Here is a 22,853-nt window from a genome sequence, read left to right on the forward strand (position 1 = left end):
TTTAAAATTTTCACCTTAATTCATTTATTTAAAAGAAAATCACCATGACACAACAATTACAGCAAATCATCGACCAGGCGTGGGAAAACCGCGTTGACTTTTCACCAAAATCTGCGCCCGCAGAAGTCCGCGATGCTGTTGCGCACGTACTGAGCGAACTGGATGCCGGCAGTCTGCGCGTTGCGCAAAAAATCGATGGTCAATGGCATGTCAATCAATGGGTCAAAAAAGCGGTATTACTGTCGTTCCGTCTGGAAGATAACATCTGTATGCCTTCCGGCGATCACATGCAGTTCTTCGACAAGGTACCGACCAAGTTTGCGAATTACACAGCCGAAGATTTCGCTAAAGGCGGCTTCCGCGTCGTCCCCCCAGCAGTTGCCCGTCGCGGTAGCTTCATTGCTAAAAACGTAGTGCTGATGCCATCGTATGTGAATATTGGTGCGTATGTCGATGAAGGCGCAATGGTCGATACCTGGGCAACCGTCGGTTCCTGCGCACAGATCGGTAAAAACGTGCATTTATCCGGTGGTGTCGGCATTGGTGGCGTACTGGAGCCTATGCAGGCCAACCCTACTATTATCGAAGACAATTGCTTCATCGGCGCCCGCTCTGAAATCGTCGAAGGCGTGATCGTCGAAGAAAATTCCGTGATCTCCATGGGTGTGTATATCGGCCAGTCAACCAAGATTTATGACCGCGCCACTGGCGAAGTCAGTTATGGTCGCATCCCTTCCGGTTCTGTTGTTGTTTCCGGCAGCCTGCCGTCGGCGGATGGTAAATACAGTTTGTATTGCGCAGTGATCGTCAAACGCGTTGATGCACAGACCCGCTCCAAAACCAGCATCAATGAATTATTGCGCGGTGCTTAATTCGTTGACGGACTGACTAATAAACAGGTTTGAGTCTTATTATTCATTGAATGAAGAAATTAGCCGGATCACGATGTGGTCCGGCTAATTTACTCTCAGAAAAGGAATCATCATGGCGGCAATGGAGCGTTTATTTCAATTGATGAAAGAAAAACATGCGTCAGACATGTTTTTTGCCATCAATTCTCCCGTGCATCTGAAGATTAACGGCAACCTGCTGCCGATTAATCAGCAAAAAATGGATCAGGCAAGTATTCTGTCTTTGTTGGCAGAAGTGGTATCGGCGGAACACCTCGCCACACTCGAACGTGAAAATGAGCTCAATATCGGTATCGGTGCACCAGGTATCGGTCGTTTCCGTCTTTCCGCGTTTCGCCAACGTGGTTCTTTTTCAGCTGTATTCCGTTTTGTGCCGGGAAATATTCCGGCGCTGAACACATTGAATTTGCCGCCTGTATTACCCGAACTGATCATGGAAAAACGCGGCCTGATCCTGGTTGTCGGTGCGACTGGCTCAGGTAAATCGACAACCATTGCCTCAATGCTGGATTACCGCAATGAAGTCAAAACAGGCCACATCCTGACCATCGAAGATCCGATTGAATACCTGTTTCACAGTAAAAAATCGATCGTCAATCAGCGCGAAGTCGGCACCGATTCCGACAGCCTTGAAACGGCATTAAGAAATTCCTTACGTCAGGCACCGGATTGTATTTTGATTGGTGAGATTCGCGATCTGAATACCATGATGTCGGCGATTGCCTATGCGCAGTCCGGTCATCTTGTATTGGCGACCTTGCATGCGAACAATAGTTATCAGGCACTGAACCGCATCATCAGTTTCTTCCCTATGGAAAACCGCTCGGCCTTATTGCTTGATCTGGCATCCTCTATCCGGGCGATTATTTCTCAACGCCTGATTCGCTCGACTGATGGCGGCCGCTGTCCCGCAATCGAAATCATGCTGAATACCCGTTATATTTCCGAGCTGATCGAAAAAGGCGATATTTTCCAAATCAAAGAAGCGATAGAAAAGAGCTTGTCGCCGGGTTCCCAAACGTTTGAGCTGGCATTGATGAAACTGATTAAACAAGGTCTGATCACCAAAGAAGAAGGATTGGCAAATGCAGACTCCGCCAATAACTTGTTGTGGCTGCTGAATAACGAAGCTTCAGGCACGCCTCAGCCACAACCCGAGCCAGAGCCAGAAGAAAGAGAAGAAGCATCTTTCACTGAATTTACCCTGAACGCATAAAGCCAATACACGCAACATGACACAAAGCCGCACATATTCAGTCACAGTTTTTGGCATTCCGAATTGCGACACCGTGAAAAAATCGCGTGTCTGGCTGCAAGAGCACGCGATTGATTTTGTTTTCCATGACTTTAAAAAACAAGGTCTGGATCAACACACGATAGAACAGTGGTTGCAGCATCTGAGTCTGGACATACTGATTAATCGCAAAGGCACCACCTGGCGTGCACTGAATGATGAACAAAAAGCCGCCGCCAGCGATCAGGAGCGGGCGATTGCTCTGATGTTGAACCAGCCATCGCTGATCAAGCGCCCGGTACTGCAAATCAGTCAGGGACAGCAGATACAACATATATCGGTTGGTTTTTCCGCCGCACAGTTTGAAGGTATTTTTAAAAAATAATGATGAGTAAAACCCTCGCCCTTACAGAACAACTGATCGCTCTCGATTCAGTGACACCTGAAGATAAAGGTTGTCAGCGCACGCTGATTTCCCTGCTGGAACCGCTCGGCTTCCATTGCGAAACGATACAATCCGGTGACGTCACCAACCTCTGGGCACGCCGTGGTACTACGCAGCCATTGGTCGTCTTCGCTGGCCATACCGACGTCGTGCCGACCGGCCCGATAGCGCAATGGCAATCGGCACCGTTCACGCCCACCCATCGCGATGGAAAATTGTATGGGCGCGGCGCAGCCGATATGAAAACCTCGATTGCCGCTTTTGTGGTCGCAACAGAAGAGTTCATCGCTGCGCACCCTGATCATCAGGGCTCAATTGGTTTTCTGATCACCAGCGATGAAGAAGGCCCGGCCACGGATGGCACGGTTGTCGTCTGCGAGCAGCTCAAAGCACGTGGTGAACAGCTCGATTACTGCATCGTCGGCGAACCAACCTCGGTCGATGTACTGGGCGATACCATTAAAAATGGCCGCCGTGGCACGATGTCGGGAAAACTGACCATCAAAGGGGTGCAAGGTCACATCGCTTATCCGCAACTGGCGAAAAACCCGATACATCTGTTCGCGCCGGCGATGGCAGAACTGGTGGCAGAAGTCTGGGATGAAGGCAATGAATATTACCTGCCAACTTCGTGGCAAATGTCGAACATCCACTCTGGCACTGGAGCATCGAATGTAATTCCGGGTGACGCTGTCATCGATTTCAATTTCCGTTTCTGCACTGCCAGCACCGCAGAAAGCCTGCAACAAAGGGTGCACGCGATTCTCGACAAACATGGTCTCAACTACGATCTGAAATGGACTATCGGCGGCCATCCCTTCCTGACACCGAAAGGCAGTCTGAGCGATGCACTGGCGGATGCGATTCGTGCCGAAATGGGCGTAGAAACTGAATTATCGACGACCGGCGGCACTTCCGATGGTCGTTTCATTGCCAAAATTTGCCCGCAAGTGGTAGAGTTCGGGCCGCCGAATGCCAGCATTCATAAAATCGATGAGCACGTAGAATTACGCTACATCGACCCGTTGAAAAATATTTACCGCCGTACTTTAGAAAATCTGCTGAATAAGCCTCAGTAAAACCGGCAGAAAATCGCACCATAAACGCCGCAAACCGCCAGAATCCGCCCTTCTCAAGACGGCATTCCGGCGACGCGGCGACAAGAAAGAATCCTATGACGACACCCGCCACAACTTTTAAAACCCTGCGCGATTTATTGCGTTATGCAGTCAGCCGCTTCACCAAAGAACAACTGTTTTTTGGTCACGGTAGTGCCAATGCGCTGGACGAAGCCGCCTATCTGTTGCTGCATACGCTGCACTTGCCACTGGATAAAATTGAACCGTTTTTAGATGCTAATTTACTGACCTCTGAAATCGATGCGGCTCTGCGTGTGATTGAGCGTCGTGCGACTGACCGCGTGCCCGCCTCCTATCTGACCAATGAAGCATGGCTCGGCACCTATAATTTCTACATCGATGAGCGTGTGATTGTGCCGCGTTCTTTCATCGCTGAATTAATCCCGGATCACTTTTCGCCATGGGTCAGCGATCCCGACAATATCAGCAACATACTTGAACTCTGCACCGGTTCAGGTTGCCTGTCGATTATGCTGGCAGACATGTTCCAGAATGCGCATGTCGATGCAGTGGATATTTCTGCCGATGCGCTGGCCGTCGCTGAACGCAATGTCAGCAAATATGAATTGCAGGACCGCATCTCGCTGATAGAGTCCGATCTGTATACCAATGTGCCGGATAAAAAATATGATCTGATCATCACGAATCCACCGTATGTGAATTCCGGCTCTATGCGTCAGTTGCCGAAAGAATACCTGCATGAGCCGCAAATCGCACTGGCTGGTGGCGATGACGGCATGGATCTGGTGCGCAAAATTGTCGCCGGCGCCGCGCAACGCCTGACGAAAAATGGTTTGCTGATGGTGGAAATCGGCAATGAACGTGCGTTTGCCGAAGCTGCTTTTGCCGGTATGAATATGACCTGGTTATCGACCAGTGCTGGCGACGACATGGTGTTTCTGGTCGAAGCGCGCGATCTGGCGTCATTTGCCGCCTGATACTGATACAGACGGCAGCAATCGTAATGACATCGCACCAATACCGCATCTGAGTCATAACGAGGGTGAAAAGCGGATAAAGTATTTTTTACCTGCTTTTCGCCTTAAATATACTCCCCCGGAGTATATTTAAAAGCCCTTTATTTACGCTGACAATCACAGCAAAAAGCAACATACTCCCCTTATTTTAAGTTTATATGATACGTTTGCAGCAAGTCGTTCTCGCCCGTGGCACCAAGCCTTTATTCGATAGCGTCGATGTCACGCTTAATCCCGGCGACAAAATCGGCCTGATCGGTTCCAATGGCGCAGGCAAATCCAGTTTGTTTGCGATGTTGCGCGGCGAGCTGCATCCGGATCAGGGCAGCATAGAATTTCCCGCCAAATGGCAACTCGCCCACGTCGCGCAGGAAACCCCGCCACTCGAACGCAGTGCAATTGATTACGCCATCGATGGCGATGTCACACTGCGCAAACTTGAAGCCGAATTAGCCGCACTCGAAGCACAGCCAGAGAGCCACGATAATGGCATTGCCATCGGCAATTTATATGGCGCGCTGGCAGATGCGGATGCCTACACCGTGCGCTCACGTGCCGAGCAATTACTGATCGGCCTCGGTTTCAAACCTGAGCAACTCGAAGAATCCGTCGCCAGTTTTTCCGGTGGCTGGCGTATGCGTCTCAATCTGGCGCAGGCACTGATGTGCAAATCCGATTTACTGCTGCTCGATGAACCGACCAACCACCTGGATCTCGATGCCATCATCTGGCTTGAAGACTGGCTGAAGCGCTATCCAGGCACGCTGATCATCATTTCACATGATCGCGATTTTCTGGATGGTGTCGTCAATGTGATCGTGCACATCGATGATCGCAAACTGAAACGCTATTCCGGTAACTATTCGGCGTTCGAACGTCAGCGTGCGGCGCAAATGATACTGGCTGCCAGCGCGATAGAAAAACAAAACCGCAAGCGCGCTCATCTGGAATCGTTCATCAGCCGTTTTGCCGCCAAAGCCTCCAAGGCCAAACAGGCGCAAAGCCGGATTAAAGCGCTGGCAAAAATGGAAGAGATTGCGCCTTTACGTGCGGCTGCCGAATTTTCATTTGAATTCCGCGAACCACTCAGCGCGCCGAATCCTATGCTGGTGATGGAAGATGTCGATTGCGGTTATCGCATCGAATCCGCCACAGATCATAGTTTCACAGAAAAGTGCATCGTCAGCGGCGTGAAATTTTCTCTGCAAATCGGTCAGCGCATCGGACTGCTCGGGGTGAATGGTGCTGGTAAATCGACGCTGATCAAAACCATCGTTGGTGATATTCCACCATTGCGCGGTACGATGCAAACAGGCAAAGGTTTATCGATCGGCTATTTCGCCCAGCACCAGGTTGAAATGCTGCGCCACGACGAATCGCCGTTATGGCATCTGGCGCATATTGCACCGGACGTGCGCGAACAGGAATTGCGTAATTTCCTCGGTGGTTTCAACTTCCCCGGCACCATGGTCACCAGCCCGATCAAACCATTTTCCGGCGGAGAAAAAGCCCGCCTGGCACTGGCCATGATCGTCTGGCAACGCCCTAACCTGCTGCTGCTCGATGAACCGACCAACCATCTGGATCTGGAAACCCGCGAAGCGCTGACCGAAGCGCTGGCGCAGTTTGAAGGTACGCTGGTCGTGGTGTCACATGACCGGCATTTGCTGCGCGCAACGACTGACGAATTCATCATCGTCGCCGATGGCAAACTGCAGCCATTCGATGGCGATCTGGACGACTATAAAGACTGGCTGTTTAAAAACAAACTGGAAAACGCTGCAACATCAGCGGCATTACCGCAAAAAGAAAAGAAAGATACCAGTCTGCCACTCACCAAATCGATACCGGTTGCGAAGGTCGATGATAAGGAACAGCGCCGCCGTGATGCTGAGGAACGTCAGCGCCTGGCCAGTCTGCGTAAGCCTATCGAAGCCAGGATCAAACGCCTGGAAGACGAAATGAGCAAGCTCAACAGTAAAAAGAAAGACATCGATGCGCAGCTCGAAGACAGCGATATTTACAGCGATGCGAACAAGGAAAAGCTGAAAACCTTGCTGCTGGATCAGGCGTATCTGGTGAAAGAATTATCCCAGATCGAAGCGGACTGGCTGGAGCAGCAAGAGTTACTCGAAGCCGCCGTTTAAGTTTGTTGAAAGTGAATTTCTCTGTGACTTTAAAACATGATTGAAGTCATAAATAAAAAGGGACGTACAGCACGTCCCTTTTTATATGCTGCGACCAGACCTGCATAGCCCATCAAACCCACTCGCGCGGATCAACGCAGTAATAGCTTTTCAATTGCGCAAACAAAGCAGGATGATGCGCAGCCAGTGCCGCACTTTTCTTAAAAAAGGCTTCAGTGGTAACGGCAAAAAACTCTGCCGGGTTCGTCGCACCGTAAGGATCAATCACCTCGGGATACGGTTGCAAGTGTTGATCATGAACGTAGTGATGCGCCGATAACGCTTGTTGTAAGCGATTGAACTCGGCTGTCATTACTTGCGACCAGGCCTGATATGCCGCTGCCGTGGGCAATGCCGGTGCACCATTCGTACTGCCGGTTTCGCTATCGAGCTGATGCGCAAATTCGTGCAACACTACGTCTTGCCCGCGCGCTTCCGTCTCGGCATTATGCGCAGCCTGATCCCAGGCCAGAATCACGCGACCATCACTCCATGATTCGCCGCTAAGCCCCTGATTCGTATGCGTGACGACCCCGCCTGCATGCATCTCTTTGCGCGGTGCGACAAATGCCGACGGATACACCAGCACATGCGTTAATTGCGGATATACGTCCGATGCACGATTCAACAAAAGCAAACAGGCTTTACCGGCAATCGTCACTCTGATCTCATCGGTAATATCGAGACCATCGCAGCCGACAAAGGTCTTCTGATATAAAAACTGACGAATCCGGCGCTTCAACTGCATCTGCAAATCCGTTGGCATGTGTTTGTACGCAGGCAAATTTTTACGCAGAATTTTTGAATAATTCAAGGGAAACGCCCGCGACAATACATAGCGCAGCCGGGCACGCGGCACAATGAAAACGCCCAGAATCACTGCCACCGTAATGAATAACAACCACCCCATCTCCACGCTCCATTTCATTCATTGTCATCTCTGGCGACCAATACGAGTCAGACCACACTCACAGAACGTGATTGCATGCGAATTGCCTGTCACAACAAATGGGCATGCTCAAGTGGAAGTCAAGTGTCGGGTTTATTTCCCGGAATGGTAAGTATACGGCTTTGATGGAGTGCAGAAAGCTCGATCTGATATCAGCGCATCACCAATACTGCGACGCCAAGTAGTCGCAATCGACATCAGTTTTTACAATAGACAAAAAAAGCTACGATGAAAATCGCAGCTTTTTTTATTTCATCCGCATGCTTTTCGCAGTTATGCAGACGATCCGTCAAACAGTATTATTTGACTTCAGTGACAAATTTCGCAATCGGACGACGGACTTTTTTCAGATTGACTAACCAGTCTTTGTCTTCTTCGCGATAGCCCAATGGCAGGATCACGACGCTGCGCAGGCCTTTAGCACGCAGACCGAGAATCTCATCCAGCGCGGCTGGATCAAAACCTTCCATCGGTGTGCAATCAACTTGTTCTTCGGCGGCTGCAACCAGTGCAGTACCCAGGCCAATATAAGCCTGACGTGCAGCATGCTGGAAGTTCGTTTCTGCATCACGCGCAGGGTAAGTGGACAGCAGCATGTTGCGATAGTTTTCCCATCCTTCGTTTTTGAATCCGCGCTCATCATTGGTCAGATCAAACATCATGTTGATGCGCTCGACTGTGTAGTTATCCCATGCGGCAAACACCAGCAAGTGTGAGCCTTCTGTGATTTGTGCCTGATTCCAGCCTATGGCTTTGATTTTTTCGCGGATTTCAGCATTCGTCACCACCAGCACTTCGTAAGGCTGCAAACCACTGGAAGTTGCGGTCAGGCGGATCGCTTCAAGAATACGGTCCACTTTTTCTTGTGGTACCGCTTTGGCTGGGTTCATTTTTTTGGTCGCATAGCGCCATTTCAGTTTTTGAATTAAATCGGACATTACTGGCTTTCGATAAGAGATTAATCTTGATCAGATCTGATTTTTCATCGCACGTAGTAACCCGTTGCAACGGAACATTCGTTCTGATTAGGACTACTATATCAGGTTGCGCCATTTGTTTCACAAGAGGGCTTTTTTCGCCCCATTGCAAAAATCTGAACGAGAGCATCGTTAGCGATAGCGCCGATATTTTTTATAGAAAACACATTTTTTGGGGAGTATATGGCTTTTTACCCCATAACCTCCTTGATAAATAAGATGCTACAAAAATACTCCCCTGGAGTATTTTTAAACGTTATAAGCTACTTCTGACGCTTTTTCATTGCTCAGCACAAATAATTTTCGGCGGCATACCGACCACAAAAAAGCTGCTGCCAGCAGTTTCATTGATCTTTCGGCATAATGGCTACTGATGATTTACAGTTCGGGCTACCGTTGTCTTGGCCTTGAATTCCTTTTTACACATCCACTTGTTTTCTTTTTTTGCCTGGGATCTAAAAAATGAGCATCCTCTTTTCTCCGTTCAAACTCGGCAACCTCACTCTTAAAAACCGCATCATCATTGCGCCTATGTGCCAGTATTCCGCTGTTGATGGCATGGTGAGTGACTGGCATCTGATGCATCTTGGCAGCCTTGCCACTTCCGGCGCAGGCATGCTGATTATCGAAGCAACCGCAGTTGAACCTGCGGGACGCATTTCGCCCTACGATGTCGGTCTGTGGTCAGATGCAACAGAAGCCGCGCTAGGCAAAGTTTTACAGTCTGTACGTCAATATTCGGCGATGCCTATCGCTGTACAACTGGCGCATGCCGGCAGAAAAGCATCCAGCCAACGTCCTTGGGATGGCGGCCAGTTAATTGTCGAAGCGGATGGTGGCTGGCAAACCGTTTCAGCGTCGGCGATTCCGCACAACACCAAAGAAGCAGCACCGCTGGCGCTGGATGCGGCTGGATTAGAACGCGTCAAACAGGCATTTGTTGATGCGGCCAAACGGGCACACCGCCTGGGCATTGATGCGATCGAATTACATGCCGCGCACGGTTATCTGATGCATCAGTTTTTATCGCCGTTATCGAATCAACGTACAGACCAATATGGCGGCAGTCTCGAAAACCGTTTGCGTTTCCCATTAGAGATTTTTGATGCGGTCAAAGCAGCGCTGCCGGATGACTACACACTGGGCATACGGATTTCGGCCAGCGACTGGGTTGACGGCGGCTGGGATGTCGCGCAAAGCAGCGTCTTTGCCAAAGAATTAGAGCAACGTGGCTGCGCATTCATACATGTATCCAGTGGCGGTCTCTCGCCTTTACAACAGATTCCGCTGGAACCCGGTTATCAGGTGCATTTTGCAGAGGCGATCAAAAAAGTGACTTCGATGCCGGTGATCGCGGTCGGCCTGATTACGGAAGCTGAACACGCGGAAGATATTCTGAAACAAGGACAAGCTGACATGATCGGTATTGCCCGTGGCATCCTGTACGACCCGCACTGGCCGTGGCACGCAGCGGCAAAGCTGGGGGCAAGCGTCGATGTGCCACCGCAATACTGGCGTTCACAACCACGAGAATACAAAAATCTGTTTGGAGAAACCCGCATGGGTGGCCGCTGAAACGACTCTGTCATAAAAAAAGGACTGTCCATGCTGAGGACAGTCCTTTTTAATTCAGGATGCAAACGCGGCGCTTGTCATTGAGCAGTACCGCCGCACTGAATCACTACTGCTGATAGCTGATCTTATACCGGACGACGCGGCGCATCGACTGCCGCTGTTTTTTGTGATTTCACGACTTGCATCGCTGTCGCGATTAATCCACTCATATCACCCAGATTCGCTGGCACGATAATCGAATTATTCGTCTTCGCCAGATTACCGAATGCGCCGACATATTGTTCTGCCACTTTCAGATTTACAGCATCGGCACCACCGGGCTCCTGTATCGCTGCAGCCGTTTTACGGATCGCTTCGGCACTCGCTTCTGCAATCGCCAGAATCGCCGCCGCCTGACCTTGAGCACGGTTAATCGATGCCTGCATCTCACCTTCCGATTTCGCGATCGACGCTTCACGCTCACCCGTTGCGATATTGATCTGCTCTTGCTTGCGGCCTTCAGATGCTGCAATCAGTGCGCGCTTTTCACGTTCAGCCGTAATTTGTGCCTGCATCGCATGCAGAATTTCTTTCGGCGGCGTCAGATCTTTGATTTCATAACGTAAGACTTTCACGCCCCAGTTAGCCGCAGACTCATCAATGGCGCTGACGATCGTGGTATTGATGTGATCACGCTCTTCAAAGGTTTTATCGAGCTCCATCTTACCGATCACCGAGCGCAAGGTGGTTTGCGCTAACTGAGTAATAGCGGCGATGTAATTCGATGAGCCATACGAAGCACGCATCGCATCGGTAATCTGAAAATACAGAATACCATCGACCGAGCCTGTAAGAATTTCTGTGTGAACCGGGGTCATGAAATAATACCGAAAGGGATTTGCCATGACCGATACGATGACCACGAAAAAACCTCGCAAAAAGAAAGAACCATACAACGACTCTGCGCCAATGATAGTGCTGCAACCAGTGTGAAAGTAGGTTATCGTCAGGCTTGTATTCTGCGAACCCCCCGTTACCCAGCGTAACGGGGGGTTTTGCTTTTAGTGAGAGTACTGGTTTTTTAAAGACGTTTTCGAAGAAATTAAGCGAAAAAACTCATTGAAAGACTAGACAAAAATCAGAAGCTAAACTATAATATTGCTTCTGTTGACGTTGCTGACACAGCGTTAGACGTTTATCTGACTAAGCAAGAATATGGGTGCTTAGCTCAGTTGGTAGAGCGGCGCCCTTACAAGGCGTAGGTCGGGAGTTCGAGCCTCTCAGCACCCACCACAGATAAACATAGCAGTACAGGTTAAGTAGTTTCGGAGTGGTAGTTCAGTTGGTTAGAATACCGGCCTGTCACGCCGGGGGTCGCGGGTTCGAGCCCCGTCCGCTCCGCCAGTAATCAAAAAAACGAGTTGCGTAAGCAGCTCGTTTTTTTATTTTTCATTACTGAATCGTGATGATCGGTATGAAGTTCTGAAAAATGATACTCGCCATCTGATCACGCATAAAAAAAGACGAGCAGTACACCCGTCTTTGCATTTATTCAGTCAACCCGCTTATGCCGCTTTAGGACTATCAAGTTCTCCGTCCAGCGCAAAAACGATGTCGTCCAGCATTTTTGATAATTCGGCCGTCATCAGCATAAAGTCGGCATCGAAGCGCTCTTCTTCGTTTGTTCCTTTGTCTTTATCTTCGTCGAGAAGATCCAGCGGCTTAATTCGTTTGATCGTTAATGTATCGGTCAGCACAAAGCTGATGCGATCATCCCAGGTTAATGCCAGCTTGGTGCACTGCTTACCAGCCGCGATATGTTTCTGCACGTCGTCAGGATCAAGTGTATGACGCACATAACGCACAGTTGCCTTATCTTCAGTTGATGACTTCAACTCTGTATCCTGGTCTATGGTAAAGCCGTTAGGAGCTTCATTTCCAGCTAGCCATCCGGTCATTGCTGCCTGAGGTGAGGATTTAACCCGTAAACCCTCGAGCGGCAACTTGTCGCAGCACTTCAACAACAATTTGACGACTTCATCAGCTCGTGACGGACTCGATGCATCAATGACCACCCAACGATTGACCGGATCAATCCAGACAAACGTGTTTCGTCTGACGCCAAATGCGCGTGGCAGCAGTTCGTCTGTAACGCGTTCTTTCAAGTCTTTCATCGCTTTACGCCCGGGAGCAAAGCCTTGCTGTTCTTCTATTTCTGCGGCACGTGCTTTCGTAACCTGATTGATGACACTGGAGGGAAGCAGTTTTTTTTCTGTCGCCAGCGTTATCAGAAACTGACGATTGACACTGTGAACCAGCATATCGTTGTTGCGAGGTGAGGCCCAGCCCTGGCTTTGCATTTCATTCGAGGCACATTGCGCGAAAGAGATTCTGGATAATTGCGCATTTAATTCCTCTGCGCTGATGTCCCAGGGAGAGGCAAGACGAAAAACCTGTAAGTTCTTAAACCACATAGCAAATCCAAACGAAGAAAACTGACATTCTACACGCCGCCCCAACGCAACTCACGCCGTAAAACGCCGTCTTCACGACATCCGGCATCCATTGATCGTATGGAGTTGGAAAACGCTCTGATTGCGCGCCATACTTGAATTGCGAATATATCCATCCACCACTTATCGAGGGGCAATCATGTTGCAACAAATACTGATCAATACACCAGTCTGGGTATGGGCATTACTGGCATTTCTTGTTTATCGTGGTGTGGTGATGAGCCGGGACCGTCAGGTCACATTACGCTCACTGTTTATCTTGCCTGTGCTGATGACTGCTCTGTCCCTGCAAGGCCTGATACAGCATTTCGGCATCCGTTTTGAGTCGGTCGGATTCTGGTTTATCTCCACCGTTTGCGTCAGTCTTTTAAATGCGGCATTCTTGAATAAAACGGGTTTCCGTGTTGTGTCGGAACGCTACATTCATATGCAGGGAAGCTGGATGCCCCTCGTTCTTATGATGCTGATTTTCTCCTGTAAATATGCCGAAAACATCGCGGTAGCAGTGCAGCCGGCACTGCGCGATAGCACTGTGTTTATCGGCGTCTGCAGCATCAGTTTCGGCATCATGAATGGACTATTTTTCGGTAAGCTTTTAGGTATATTAAGTTTGCTGACAAAACATAAACAAGCAGCTTCGATAAAAACCGCGTCTATGCTTACACTTGCAGACGGACATGGCGCGGGGGAGACAGTATAATGGCCGCTGTCCTTATTCAGATTTGTTGCGCGAAACGCAATAAACCCCATGTGCCATGTTAGCTGAACAAAAACAAGAAATTCTCAATTCCTTAAAAAATGCGGTTGCCCCGATTTTGGAAGGCAGCGATCTGCAGCCGACGATATTGCTAGAACGCCCGCGAGATCCTTCGCATGGCGATATCGCTTGTAATATCGCCATGCAGATTGCCAAACCTTTGCGTAAAAATCCGCGAGAAATCGCTCAGGCAGTTGTTGCGAACCTGGAGGCCCAAAATAATCCGTTGATCAGTTCGGTAGAGATCGCGGGACCGGGTTTTATTAATATCCGGATCGCAACAGCAGCTAAACAATCGGTCGTAAAAACGGTGCTGCAACAAGGGACGGCTTACGGTAAGAGCCAGCGCGGAAACGGACAAAAAGTTGTCGTTGAATTCGTGTCAGCAAATCCGACCGGTCCTCTGCATGTCGGCCATGGTCGTCAGGGCGCACTGGGCGACGCACTGGCAGCGTTGCTGGATGTACAGGGTTATGCTGTCACTCGCGAGTTTTACTATAACGATGCCGGCGTACAAATCGGTAATCTTGCCTTATCTGTGCAGGCGCGCGCCAAGGGGCATGTGCCGGGTGATGCAGAGTGGCCGGAATCAGCCTACAACGGAGATTACATCGCTGACATCGCCCGCGATTTTCTTGACAAGAAAACCGTGTCTGCCAGCAATGGTCAGCCAGTCACCGCGACAGGTAATGTTGACGATATAAATTCCATTCGTGAATTCAGCGTGACTTATCTGCGTCGCGAACAAGATACCGATCTGCTCGCATTCGGTGTCAAGTTTGATAATTATTACCTTGAAACTTCTTTATACACCGACGGTAAAGTCGAAGCTGCTGTCAGTGCGCTCAAAGCTGCCGGTAAAACATACGAACAAGACGGCGCATTATGGTTGCGCACCACTGAGTATGGTGACGACAAAGACCGCGTAATGAAGAAGACCGACGGTACTTACACTTATTTTGTACCAGACGTCGCTTATCACGTGACCAAGTGGGAACGTGGTTATCGCCAGGCCATCAATGTCCAGGGCAGCGACCATCACGGTACGATAGCCCGCGTTCGTGCTGGTTTACAGGCATTGAATATCGGTATTCCAAAAGGCTATCCTGACTACGTGCTGCACAAGATGGTGACGGTCATGAAAGACGGCGCAGAAGTCAAAATTTCCAAGCGAGCCGGTTCTTATGTCACAGTCCGTGACCTGATCGAATGGTCTGGTAACGGTGATGTGGTCAAAGGGCGCGATGCAGTGCGCTTCTTCCTGATCTCGCGTAAAGCGGATACCGAATTTGTGTTCGATGTCGATGTCGCCCTGGCGCAGTCGGATGAAAATCCAGTGTATTACGTTCAGTATGCGCATGCACGTATCTGTTCTGTATTGGCACAATATTCGACTGAGGAAGCAGCATTTGCACCGTTGCTCAATGTCGATCTGTCGCCGCTGACAGCGCCGCGTGAAGCGAGCCTGCTGGCCAAACTGGCCGAATACCCGGAAGCGCTGGAAAAAGCGCTGGATGAACTTGGCCCGCATCAGGTTGCTTTCTATTTACGCGATCTGGCTGGTGAGTTGCATAGTTATTACAATGCGGAACGTGTGCTGGTAGATGATGAGCCGACCAAGATGGCCCGTCTGGCACTGATGCTGGCAACGCGTCAGGTGATCCGCAATGGTCTGGCCCTGATCGGTGTCTCTGCACCGAATAAAATGTAATGCGCATTGGCTGTCTGTCATTCTGCTTGTGCCTCGCGCATGTTTATCAGTAGCATGACAGATCACCTGGGCCATACCGGTAAAGTATTCAAAGAGGACAATTTTTTCGTCGGAGACGCATGAAATCACATCACTCAACGCTGCAACGTCAGCAAGGTAATACCTTCACAGGCATCATTATTGGTCTCGTCATCGGACTGGCCATCGCGGTGGCAGTCGCATTGCTGATCACGAAATCATCCACGCCTTTTACCAATAAAGGTGGAAAATCCGACAAGCCGGATCAGCCTGTGACACAACTGCAGGATCCGAACCGTCCTATGTACGGCAAGCCTGATGCGGTTAAAGAAGCGGCAAAGGAACAGGCAAAAGATGCCGCGGTGGCCAAACCGGCCGATGCTGCACCGGTGCAGGCCGCTGTCCGCCCACCGGAAGTAAAAGCGGAAACAAAGCCAGCTCAGGAAAAGCCAGCGGCTGACAAAGCCAGCGAAAAAGCAGCAGATGCGGCGGCAGATGATAAATACATCTATTTCCTGCAGGCTGGCGCGTTCAAAGAGCAGGCCGATGCGGACAGTGCCCGCGCCAAGCTGGCTCTGATCGGTTTTGAAGCAAAAGTGACTGAAAAGAATTCAGATACCGGCACCATGTACCGGGTTCGTGTCGGCCCGATCAGTAATGCCGAAACAATGAACCGAATGAAAGCCAAATTGTCTGAGAATGGCGTTGATGTGGCAATTGTCAGAACTGCGAAGTAATCAGATTCAGTAATACAGCTTAATAAAGGAAAAGATATGCGTAGATTTACTCAAGCGATGTATGCAGTATTTTTGCTGGGCTTAGGCCTGGTTTCAGCAGGTGCGGGAGCTTCTCCTGCCATGCCGCAATCCGGCGTTGAATACCGCGTGCTCGGTCGTCCGCAGCCAACAGAAGCCGGTAAAAAAATTGAAGTCATCGAATTTTTTGGCTATTTTTGCCCGCACTGCAACGCGCTTGAGCCTTTGATCGCCGAATGGGTCAAAAAGCAGGGCGACAATATCGTGTTCAAACGTGTCCACGTGAACTTCCATAATCTGGTTCAGCAACAGAAACTGTATCTGACACTGGAAGCGATGGGAAAAGCCGACGAATATCAGATGAAAGCATTCAATGCATTGCACATCGAGCGTAACCGTTTGCAGTCTGATACTGACGTCATGAACTTTGTCGCCAAGTCTGGTCTGGATAAACAGAAGTTTGCTGATGTCTACAATTCCTTTGCGATTCAAAGCAAGCTGAACCGTACTAATCAGTTGCTGGAATCGTATCAGGTTGATAGTGTTCCTATGGTTGCTGTGGATGGCCGCTTCATGACGTCGCCGGTAGAATCAGTGCGCACAATGGGGCGCGTGTCTGAAGAAACCCAGAACCGTTCATTGTTGCAGGTACTCGATTTCCTGGTCAGTAAAGCGCAAAAAGAAAAAACGGTTGCAGCACCCGCACCTGCTGCTGACAGCGGTAAGAAAAAATAAGCCGAAGTAAGATGCAATAAGTCCGCTTTTTGGCGGACTTTTTTTTTAATTAAATAATATGAAAAATGTTTTCATTACCGGGGCATCTTCCGGCATAGGCGCTGCGCTCGCGCGTGAATATGCGGCGCAAGGCGCAACGCTGGGCTTGCTGGCTCGACGCCGCGACAAGCTTGAGCAATTGCGGCGCAGCCTGCCAAATTCTGAACGGCACCATATTTACGCGCTCGACGTGACCGATCATGCCGCACTGGCTGCCGCCGCTGCCGATTTCATACAAAACACTGGTACCGTGCATGTGGTGATTGCAAATGCCGGTATTTCTGTCGGTACCTTGACCGAATACGCTGGCGATCTGGCAATTTTTGAACGCGTTGTACAAACTAATCTGACCGCCACCGTGGCGACATTTGCGCCTTTTATCCAGACCATGAAATGCGATGCGCAACAGGATGCGTGCCGCCTGGTCGGGATTGCCAGCGTTGCCGGTATCCGTGGTTTGCCCGGTGCCGAAGCCTACAGCGCATCGAAAGCCGCTGTCATCAGCTATTGCGAATCGCTGCGGGTGGAATTGAAAAAAAGCGGCATCCGTGTCGTGACGATTGCACCGGGCTACATCGACACGCCGATGACGCAGATCAACACCTATCGCATGCCTTTCCTGATGCCGGTGCAAAAATTTGCGGCGAAAGCAGTACAGACGATTGATGCCGGTTGCTCGTATCGTGTTATTCCGTGGCAGATGGGCATAGTCGCCAAGTGTTTGAGGTTGTTACCGAACGCCTTGTACGATGCTGTATTTTCACGCGCCCCGCACAAGGCGCGCGCAGACGATCAGCATTAGTTCATACCCGATACCTACGATGACGATAGTCAAAAAATGACGAACGATATCTCCCTTACCGATGCTATCGGGCAGCAACATCAGCCCGTGGCGGCAGCGCAAGCCAGAATCGTCAGTCTGGTACCATCGATCACGGAGCTGATCTGCGATCTCGGTCTGGCATCTTCACTGGTCGGGCGTACCGGGTTTTGTATACATCCTGCCGACGTGGTAAAAGCGATTCCCAAAATCGGCGGTACTAAGGACGTAAATATAGAAAAAATCCGCCGGCTTGCACCGACGCATCTGATTGTGAATATCGATGAAAATGAAAAACCGACGGTGGACTTGCTGGCGGAATTTATTCCGCATGTGATCGTCACCCATCCGAATACTCCGCGTGACAACCTCGCGTTATATCGCTTACTAGGCGGGATTTTTCAGGCTGATGCCGCCGCTGAACAACTCTGCATTGCGTTTGAAAATGCGTATGCGGATCTGGGATTGCCCGTCATTACACAACGTGTTTTGTACTGTATCTGGAAAGACCCGTGGATGAGCATCTCGGGCGATACGTATATCGCAAATATGCTGAGGCTGGCGGGTTGTCAGGTCTGGGAGCCGGAAAATAACAGCCTGCGTTATCCTGCCTTCAGCTGGGACGACACGATGGCGCGTCAGTTTGACAGCGTCTTATTATCGACCGAACCTTACCGTTTCACGGAAACCCATGTCGATGCGCTGGAGCGCCAGTTGGGTAAGCCCGTACAGCTGGTTGATGGCGAAATGCTGTCGTGGTATGGCAGCAGGGCAATCAAGGGTTTGATATATTTGAAGACATTGAAATTCTGAATCTGAAAATATTTTTACAAAAAAAACTAATTTCACATAAATGTCACACTGATGACACAAACCAGTCACACTGAGATTGACAGGTTTTTCTTCAGGGGCTGATACTGAAATGCATAGAAATCTGTCTGAAAGTAAGAGCATGCCTGCACCTCGCTAGGGCATGGCCCGCAGCTCCCGCACATGTGACCGGCTGGCAGATTTCTCACCACATTGAATATCCCCCAATTAACAATGCAATTCTAAGGAATCTTGTCATGACCAAAATGCGTAAGGCCATTTTGCTCGCCCTCTATGGAGCCAGCTCTGCTGCCGCAGTTTCTCCGCTTTGCGCTTCTGCGCAGAGCAGTACAGAAAAAGCCTCGGAAGCACCGATACAAACGATGACGATCGTCGGTTCCCGCCGGGTCAATTCCTCTGCAACTGAAACCCCGTTACCGGTGGATTTTATTTCGATTTCCAAGTCGGCAGAACAAGGCGGCCAGTTTGATCTGGCCCAGACACTGGCGAATATCTCGCCCTCATTCAACTCCACGCGTCAGACCGGAGCTGACGGCGCTGATCTGGTAGACTCTGCCGCATTGCGTGGTCTGGGCTCCGATCAGACGCTGGTGCTGGTGAATGGTAAACGTCGCCATACCGTATCGCTGGTGAATCTGTTCGGTGCGCGTAACCGCGGCAATACCGGTACCGACCTGAATGCGATTCCGGTCATGGCGATCAGCAATGTCCAGGTCTTGCGTGACGGCGCAGCGGCACAGTACGGTTCCGATGCGATTGCCGGTGTGATGGATATCAGCCTGAAAAAATCACTTGGTTGCGAAGCCAGTTTCGGTTACAGCCAGTATTCTGTCGGCGATGGTAAAAACTATCTGCCCTCAGCCTATTGCGGTATCCGGATAGGTGAAAACGGCGTGCTCGGAGTGACCGCAGAATACACCGATCGCGGTCGTTCAAACCGCGCTGATCCGGGCAATCCGCGCACCATCGGTGACACCAAGGTCACAGGGCCCACCGTTTATCTGAACGGTGAAGTGCCGAATGGCGGCGGTGATAAATTCTATTTCACTCTGGGGACGCAGCAACGTAAGGCGTCTTCTGCGGCGTGGGCACGCGGTGGTGTGGGCTCCGACGATATTCCTTCACGCAATTCTGCGGCGATGTATCCGAATGGCTTTGTGCCTTACATCAACGGCGATATCAACGATATCTACGGCATCGCCGGTTATCGTTTCAGCATTGGTGAATGGCGTGCGGATTTGTCGCAGACTTATGGTTTCAACGAACTCAAGTACAACATCAGCAATACTCTGAATGCCTCCATCGCGAATAAAGATTTGCTGAGCGGCGGCAAGGGTATCAGCCCGAGCAGTTTTGATGCTGGTGGTTTCTCATTTTCACAAGCGACGACGAATCTGGATTTCAGCCGTTTCTTTGACGGTTTCATGAATGGCGTGAACGTCGCGTTTGGTGGCGAATACCGTCGTGAAAATTACAAAATTTTCGCTGGTGAACCAGGCTCTTACAACGATGTCGATGGAGTTGGCTTCGGAGGTAATGCCGGTAGTCAGGGCTTCCCGGGCTTCCAGCCAGGTGACCGCACCGACCGCAACCGCAACAGCCTCGCTGCTTATGTCGATATCGAAACCGACGTGACGAATCGCCTCAAAGTACAAACCGCGGTGCGTGGTGAACGTTACAGCGATTTCGGTTCCACGCTCACCGGTAAGCTTGCCGGTAGCTACAAAGCGACCGACGATGTGAATCTGCGCGGCTCCCTGAGCACAGGTTTCCGTGCGCCATCACTGCAGCAAGTGTATTTTTCCTCGACGTTCACCGACTTCATTTCCGGCGTACCGATGGACGTGGTACTGGCACCGAATGGCGGTACCGTTGCCAATGCCGCAGGTATCCCGAAACTGCATGAAGAAAAATCGAAAAACTACACGCTGGGTCTGACCTACAAACCGAGCAATGTGTTCTCTATGACGGCTGATTTGTACCGCATCGATATTTCTGATCGCATCGTTTTGTCGGGTCGTTTTGACGCAAATAATTATCCTGCACTGGGGGCGACGCTGTCCTCGCTCGGCGTCGGTCAGGCACAGTTTTTTGTGAACTCCATCAATACCAAAACACAAGGTATCGATCTGACTGCATCGCATAAAACCAGTCTGGGTTCCGGCAAACTGTCGACCTATCTGGGTCTGAATTACAGCAAAACCGAAGTCACGAAAGTGAATGCACCGGCATCGCTGAAAGGCTATGAAGACGTATTGCTGTCCGAGCGTGAACGCCTGTTCATCGAGCAAGGCGGCCCGCGCGTGAAAGGCACGCTGGCATTCAACTACGAGCAAGGTCCTTGGGCCAGCGAATTCAAAGTCATCCACTATGGTTCGCAAACACTGGGCACTTTCTCCGGTACCGCAGCAGGTGTGCCGAATGCGTATTACGAACCAAAAACTTCTGCCGATCTGGCAGTGACGTATGCATTCAATGACACCACCAAACTGACGGTGGGCGGCACGAATATTTTCAACGTCAAACCGACCCGTCAGGATCCGAACGAAACGGATAACGGCTTCTACTACGACAGCGTGCAGTTCGGTCTGGGCGGTGCGGCGTATTTCGTCAAACTGTGGAAAAAATTCTGATCAGGACGATGATCTGTCCGCTGGTATTTCCGGCGTAAAAAAAGGAGGCGCTGGCCTCCTTTTTTATTTGATCATCAATGCAGAACATGCGCTGATATTATTGCCGGTTGGTCAGTGATACGCCCGCAATCACCAGCAAACCGCCGAAAATCATCGACAACAAAATTGGCTCGCCAAGTAATAGCGCACCGAGGCTGATACCGAATACCGGCACCAGATTATTGAAGACCGCGGTTCGCGCCGGGCCGATGGCTTTCACGCCTTCGTAATACCAGACAAAACCGATCACCGTACCGAATGCACCCAGATATACGATGGCGGCCAGTACCGGCCAGGTCAGGCGGCTGGTATCGAATTGCGGCCATTCCGTGACCGCGCCGCAGACCAATAGCGACAAGCCCCACAGCGATGCATACGTGGTTGCTGCGATCGGCGACAAGCCGCGCAGCGCATGTTTGCCGATGATGGTGTAGGCGGCCCAGCCGCAGACCGCGCACAGCATGAATAATTCGCCCTTACCGACTGATTGCGAGATATCACGGATCGCGCTGCCCAGATCGCCGCGCGTGATCACCACCGCTGCGCCGGCAAACGCAATCGCGATGCCCAGCCAGCGCCGCGCGCCGAGACGTTCACCAAACAGTGCCGCCAGTGCCAGCGCCGTGACAATCGGATTCAGCGCGACAAACAAGGCCGTGCGCCCGGCGGGCATCAGTGCCAGTGCTGAAAAAAAGCAGATGTTATATAAAAAGATGCCCGTCGCACCGAGCGCAAATGTCGCCTGCATTTGCTGCCGCGTCAGTTTCGGTAAGCCGCCTTCGAGCTTCCACGCCAGCAACCACAGCAGGCCGCTGGCCACCGCAAAACGCAGCGCCGCCGCTGTCATGTGCGGAATTTCACTCGCCACAATACGACCCGCAATAAAAGTGCCGCCCCAGAACAAGGCGACCGCAACCAGTTTCAGATACGTGGTGACAGGAACGGGAGTGTGGGCAGATTTCACGATAGCGCGCTTCAACAGAAAGCGTGAAGGGTACACGAAAACGCCGGTTCGCCACACCGGTGCGACGCTGAGTTGTGCTATATCGCGTAAATCCCGGCACGAAAGGAGCTGAAAATTCCCAGAAAAATGCCATAAAAAGCGAAAAAATGGGGAGTATCAGCCATTTTTGCCTTCATCTCCTTATAAACAAAGGGCGTTAAAAAATACTGGGGGGAGTATATTTTCGACTTTGGGAGGCCGGAATCACCGTTGCCGACGACCTGCAAGCGGATTGCCAATCGATCTGCATACGGTTATTGTGCGGTGATCAGTACACAGATCCGGAGCCCATCCATGCACCCCGACAAAGTTGACCGAAACCGTCTGCGCCAGCTGACGGATTTACCGAATATCGGCAAGGCCGGTGCGGCGGATCTGCGCTTGCTGGGCATCAGCGCGCCTGCGGATTTGGTGGGGCAGTGTCCGTGGCAAATGTATGAAAAGCTGTGCGAGCTGACCGGTGTGCGGCACGATCCCTGCGTGATTGATGTGTTCATGTCCATCACCGCATTCATGAATGGCGAACCGGCGAAATCGTGGTGGGGATTTACCGACGCCCGCAAGCTGGCGCAGGCTGCGAAAGTCGCTTCCTGATCAAAAATGGGGGGAGTATTTGCCTTTTTTAAT

20 protein-coding genes and 2 tRNA genes are annotated in these 22,853 nt (G+C 50.8%); 17 read left to right on the plus strand and 5 right to left on the minus strand.

What is annotated here, in order from left to right:
- Window positions 1–44 precede the first annotated feature (44 nt).
- The 6 genes from dapD (at window position 45) to ACOTSW_RS15690 (ending at window position 6,853) form a co-directional block, all read left to right on the plus strand.
- Window positions 45–872, plus strand: a complete 828-nt coding sequence (dapD, locus tag ACOTSW_RS15665; protein ID WP_423680013.1) for a 2,3,4,5-tetrahydropyridine-2,6-dicarboxylate N-succinyltransferase — start codon at window positions 45–47, stop codon at window positions 870–872.
- Between the two features lie 112 nt (window positions 873–984).
- Window positions 985–2,127 carry a PilT/PilU family type 4a pilus ATPase gene (locus ACOTSW_RS15670; RefSeq protein ID WP_423680014.1) on the plus strand — a complete coding sequence of 381 codons (1,143 nt, stop codon included), beginning with the start codon at window positions 985–987 and terminating at the stop codon, window positions 2,125–2,127.
- A gap of 16 nt (window positions 2,128–2,143) precedes the next feature.
- Window positions 2,144–2,530: an arsenate reductase gene (locus ACOTSW_RS15675; RefSeq protein ID WP_423680015.1), complete on the plus strand. Its 387-nt coding sequence runs from the start codon at window positions 2,144–2,146 to the stop codon at window positions 2,528–2,530.
- A gap of 2 nt (window positions 2,531–2,532) precedes the next feature.
- Window positions 2,533–3,669, plus strand: coding sequence for a succinyl-diaminopimelate desuccinylase (dapE, locus tag ACOTSW_RS15680; protein ID WP_423680016.1), 1,137 nt, complete (start codon window positions 2,533–2,535; stop codon window positions 3,667–3,669).
- A gap of 95 nt (window positions 3,670–3,764) precedes the next feature.
- Window positions 3,765–4,667, plus strand: coding sequence for a 50S ribosomal protein L3 N(5)-glutamine methyltransferase (prmB, locus tag ACOTSW_RS15685; RefSeq protein ID WP_423680017.1), 903 nt, complete (start codon window positions 3,765–3,767; stop codon window positions 4,665–4,667).
- 197 nt (window positions 4,668–4,864) lie between these two features.
- Window positions 4,865–6,853 (plus strand): ATP-binding cassette domain-containing protein, encoded by a 1,989-nt coding sequence (locus tag ACOTSW_RS15690; RefSeq protein ID WP_423680018.1) that lies wholly within the window; start codon window positions 4,865–4,867, stop codon window positions 6,851–6,853.
- A gap of 112 nt (window positions 6,854–6,965) precedes the next feature.
- Here ACOTSW_RS15690 and ACOTSW_RS15695 read toward each other — a convergent pair whose 3' ends face one another.
- Both ACOTSW_RS15695 and ACOTSW_RS15700 read right to left on the minus strand, forming a co-directional pair.
- Entirely contained in the window at window positions 6,966–7,820 is an 855-nt protein-coding gene (locus ACOTSW_RS15695; protein WP_423680019.1) for a zinc-dependent peptidase, read from the minus strand.
- Window positions 7,821–8,140: 320 nt separating this feature from the next.
- Complete coding sequence (locus ACOTSW_RS15700; RefSeq protein WP_423680020.1) at window positions 8,141–8,779, minus strand: NAD(P)H-dependent oxidoreductase; 639 nt, start codon at window positions 8,777–8,779, stop codon at window positions 8,141–8,143.
- Window positions 8,780–9,280: 501 nt separating this feature from the next.
- On the opposite strand from ACOTSW_RS15700, the gene ACOTSW_RS15705 reads away from it, so the two are divergent.
- Entirely contained in the window at window positions 9,281–10,393 is a 1,113-nt protein-coding gene (locus ACOTSW_RS15705) for an NADH:flavin oxidoreductase/NADH oxidase (protein ID WP_423680021.1), read from the plus strand.
- 125 nt (window positions 10,394–10,518) lie between these two features.
- Here ACOTSW_RS15705 and ACOTSW_RS15710 read toward each other — a convergent pair whose 3' ends face one another.
- Window positions 10,519–11,250 carry an SPFH domain-containing protein gene (locus ACOTSW_RS15710; protein ID WP_423680023.1) on the minus strand — a complete coding sequence of 244 codons (732 nt, stop codon included), beginning with the start codon at window positions 11,248–11,250 and terminating at the stop codon, window positions 10,519–10,521.
- Between the two features lie 339 nt (window positions 11,251–11,589).
- On the opposite strand from ACOTSW_RS15710, the gene ACOTSW_RS15715 reads away from it, so the two are divergent.
- Together ACOTSW_RS15715 and ACOTSW_RS15720 are read left to right on the plus strand one after the other, a co-directional pair.
- A tRNA-Val gene (locus ACOTSW_RS15715) sits at window positions 11,590–11,665 on the plus strand.
- Between the two features lie 34 nt (window positions 11,666–11,699).
- Window positions 11,700–11,776, plus strand: a tRNA-Asp gene (locus ACOTSW_RS15720).
- A gap of 161 nt (window positions 11,777–11,937) precedes the next feature.
- On the opposite strand, the gene ACOTSW_RS15725 is transcribed toward ACOTSW_RS15720, so the two are convergent.
- Window positions 11,938–12,846 (minus strand): recombination-associated protein RdgC, encoded by a 909-nt coding sequence (locus ACOTSW_RS15725; RefSeq protein WP_423680024.1) that lies wholly within the window; start codon window positions 12,844–12,846, stop codon window positions 11,938–11,940.
- A gap of 178 nt (window positions 12,847–13,024) precedes the next feature.
- Here ACOTSW_RS15725 and ACOTSW_RS15730 point away from each other — a divergent pair, with 178 nt between their 5' ends.
- From ACOTSW_RS15730 to ACOTSW_RS15760, 7 genes are all read left to right on the plus strand, one after another.
- Entirely contained in the window at window positions 13,025–13,585 is a 561-nt protein-coding gene (locus tag ACOTSW_RS15730; RefSeq protein ID WP_423680025.1) for a DUF6622 family protein, read from the plus strand.
- 55 nt (window positions 13,586–13,640) lie between these two features.
- Complete coding sequence (argS, locus tag ACOTSW_RS15735; protein ID WP_423680026.1) at window positions 13,641–15,353, plus strand: arginine--tRNA ligase; 1,713 nt, start codon at window positions 13,641–13,643, stop codon at window positions 15,351–15,353.
- 119 nt (window positions 15,354–15,472) lie between these two features.
- Window positions 15,473–16,108, plus strand: a complete 636-nt coding sequence (locus tag ACOTSW_RS15740; protein WP_423680027.1) for an SPOR domain-containing protein — start codon at window positions 15,473–15,475, stop codon at window positions 16,106–16,108.
- Window positions 16,109–16,144: 36 nt separating this feature from the next.
- Window positions 16,145–16,861, plus strand: coding sequence for a thiol:disulfide interchange protein DsbA/DsbL (locus ACOTSW_RS15745; RefSeq protein ID WP_423680028.1), 717 nt, complete (start codon window positions 16,145–16,147; stop codon window positions 16,859–16,861).
- Window positions 16,862–16,919: 58 nt separating this feature from the next.
- A complete protein-coding gene (locus ACOTSW_RS15750; RefSeq protein WP_423680029.1) occupies window positions 16,920–17,702 on the plus strand; it encodes an SDR family oxidoreductase in 783 nt (260 codons plus the stop codon).
- 36 nt (window positions 17,703–17,738) lie between these two features.
- A complete protein-coding gene (locus ACOTSW_RS15755; protein ID WP_423680030.1) occupies window positions 17,739–18,533 on the plus strand; it encodes a helical backbone metal receptor in 795 nt (264 codons plus the stop codon).
- A 254-nt stretch (window positions 18,534–18,787) separates the two neighbouring features.
- Window positions 18,788–21,184, plus strand: a complete 2,397-nt coding sequence (locus tag ACOTSW_RS15760; protein WP_423680032.1) for a TonB-dependent receptor plug domain-containing protein — start codon at window positions 18,788–18,790, stop codon at window positions 21,182–21,184.
- 97 nt (window positions 21,185–21,281) lie between these two features.
- Here ACOTSW_RS15760 and ACOTSW_RS15765 read toward each other — a convergent pair whose 3' ends face one another.
- Window positions 21,282–22,148 carry a DMT family transporter gene (locus tag ACOTSW_RS15765; RefSeq protein ID WP_423682344.1) on the minus strand — a complete coding sequence of 289 codons (867 nt, stop codon included), beginning with the start codon at window positions 22,146–22,148 and terminating at the stop codon, window positions 21,282–21,284.
- A 372-nt stretch (window positions 22,149–22,520) separates the two neighbouring features.
- Between ACOTSW_RS15765 and ACOTSW_RS15770 the strand changes: the two genes are divergently transcribed.
- Window positions 22,521–22,820 carry a helix-hairpin-helix domain-containing protein gene (locus ACOTSW_RS15770; RefSeq protein WP_423680034.1) on the plus strand — a complete coding sequence of 100 codons (300 nt, stop codon included), beginning with the start codon at window positions 22,521–22,523 and terminating at the stop codon, window positions 22,818–22,820.
- Window positions 22,821–22,853 lie beyond the last annotated feature (33 nt).

Source organism: Undibacterium sp. WLHG33 (assembly GCF_049544815.1).
GTDB lineage: Bacteria > Pseudomonadota > Gammaproteobacteria > Burkholderiales > Burkholderiaceae_D > Undibacterium.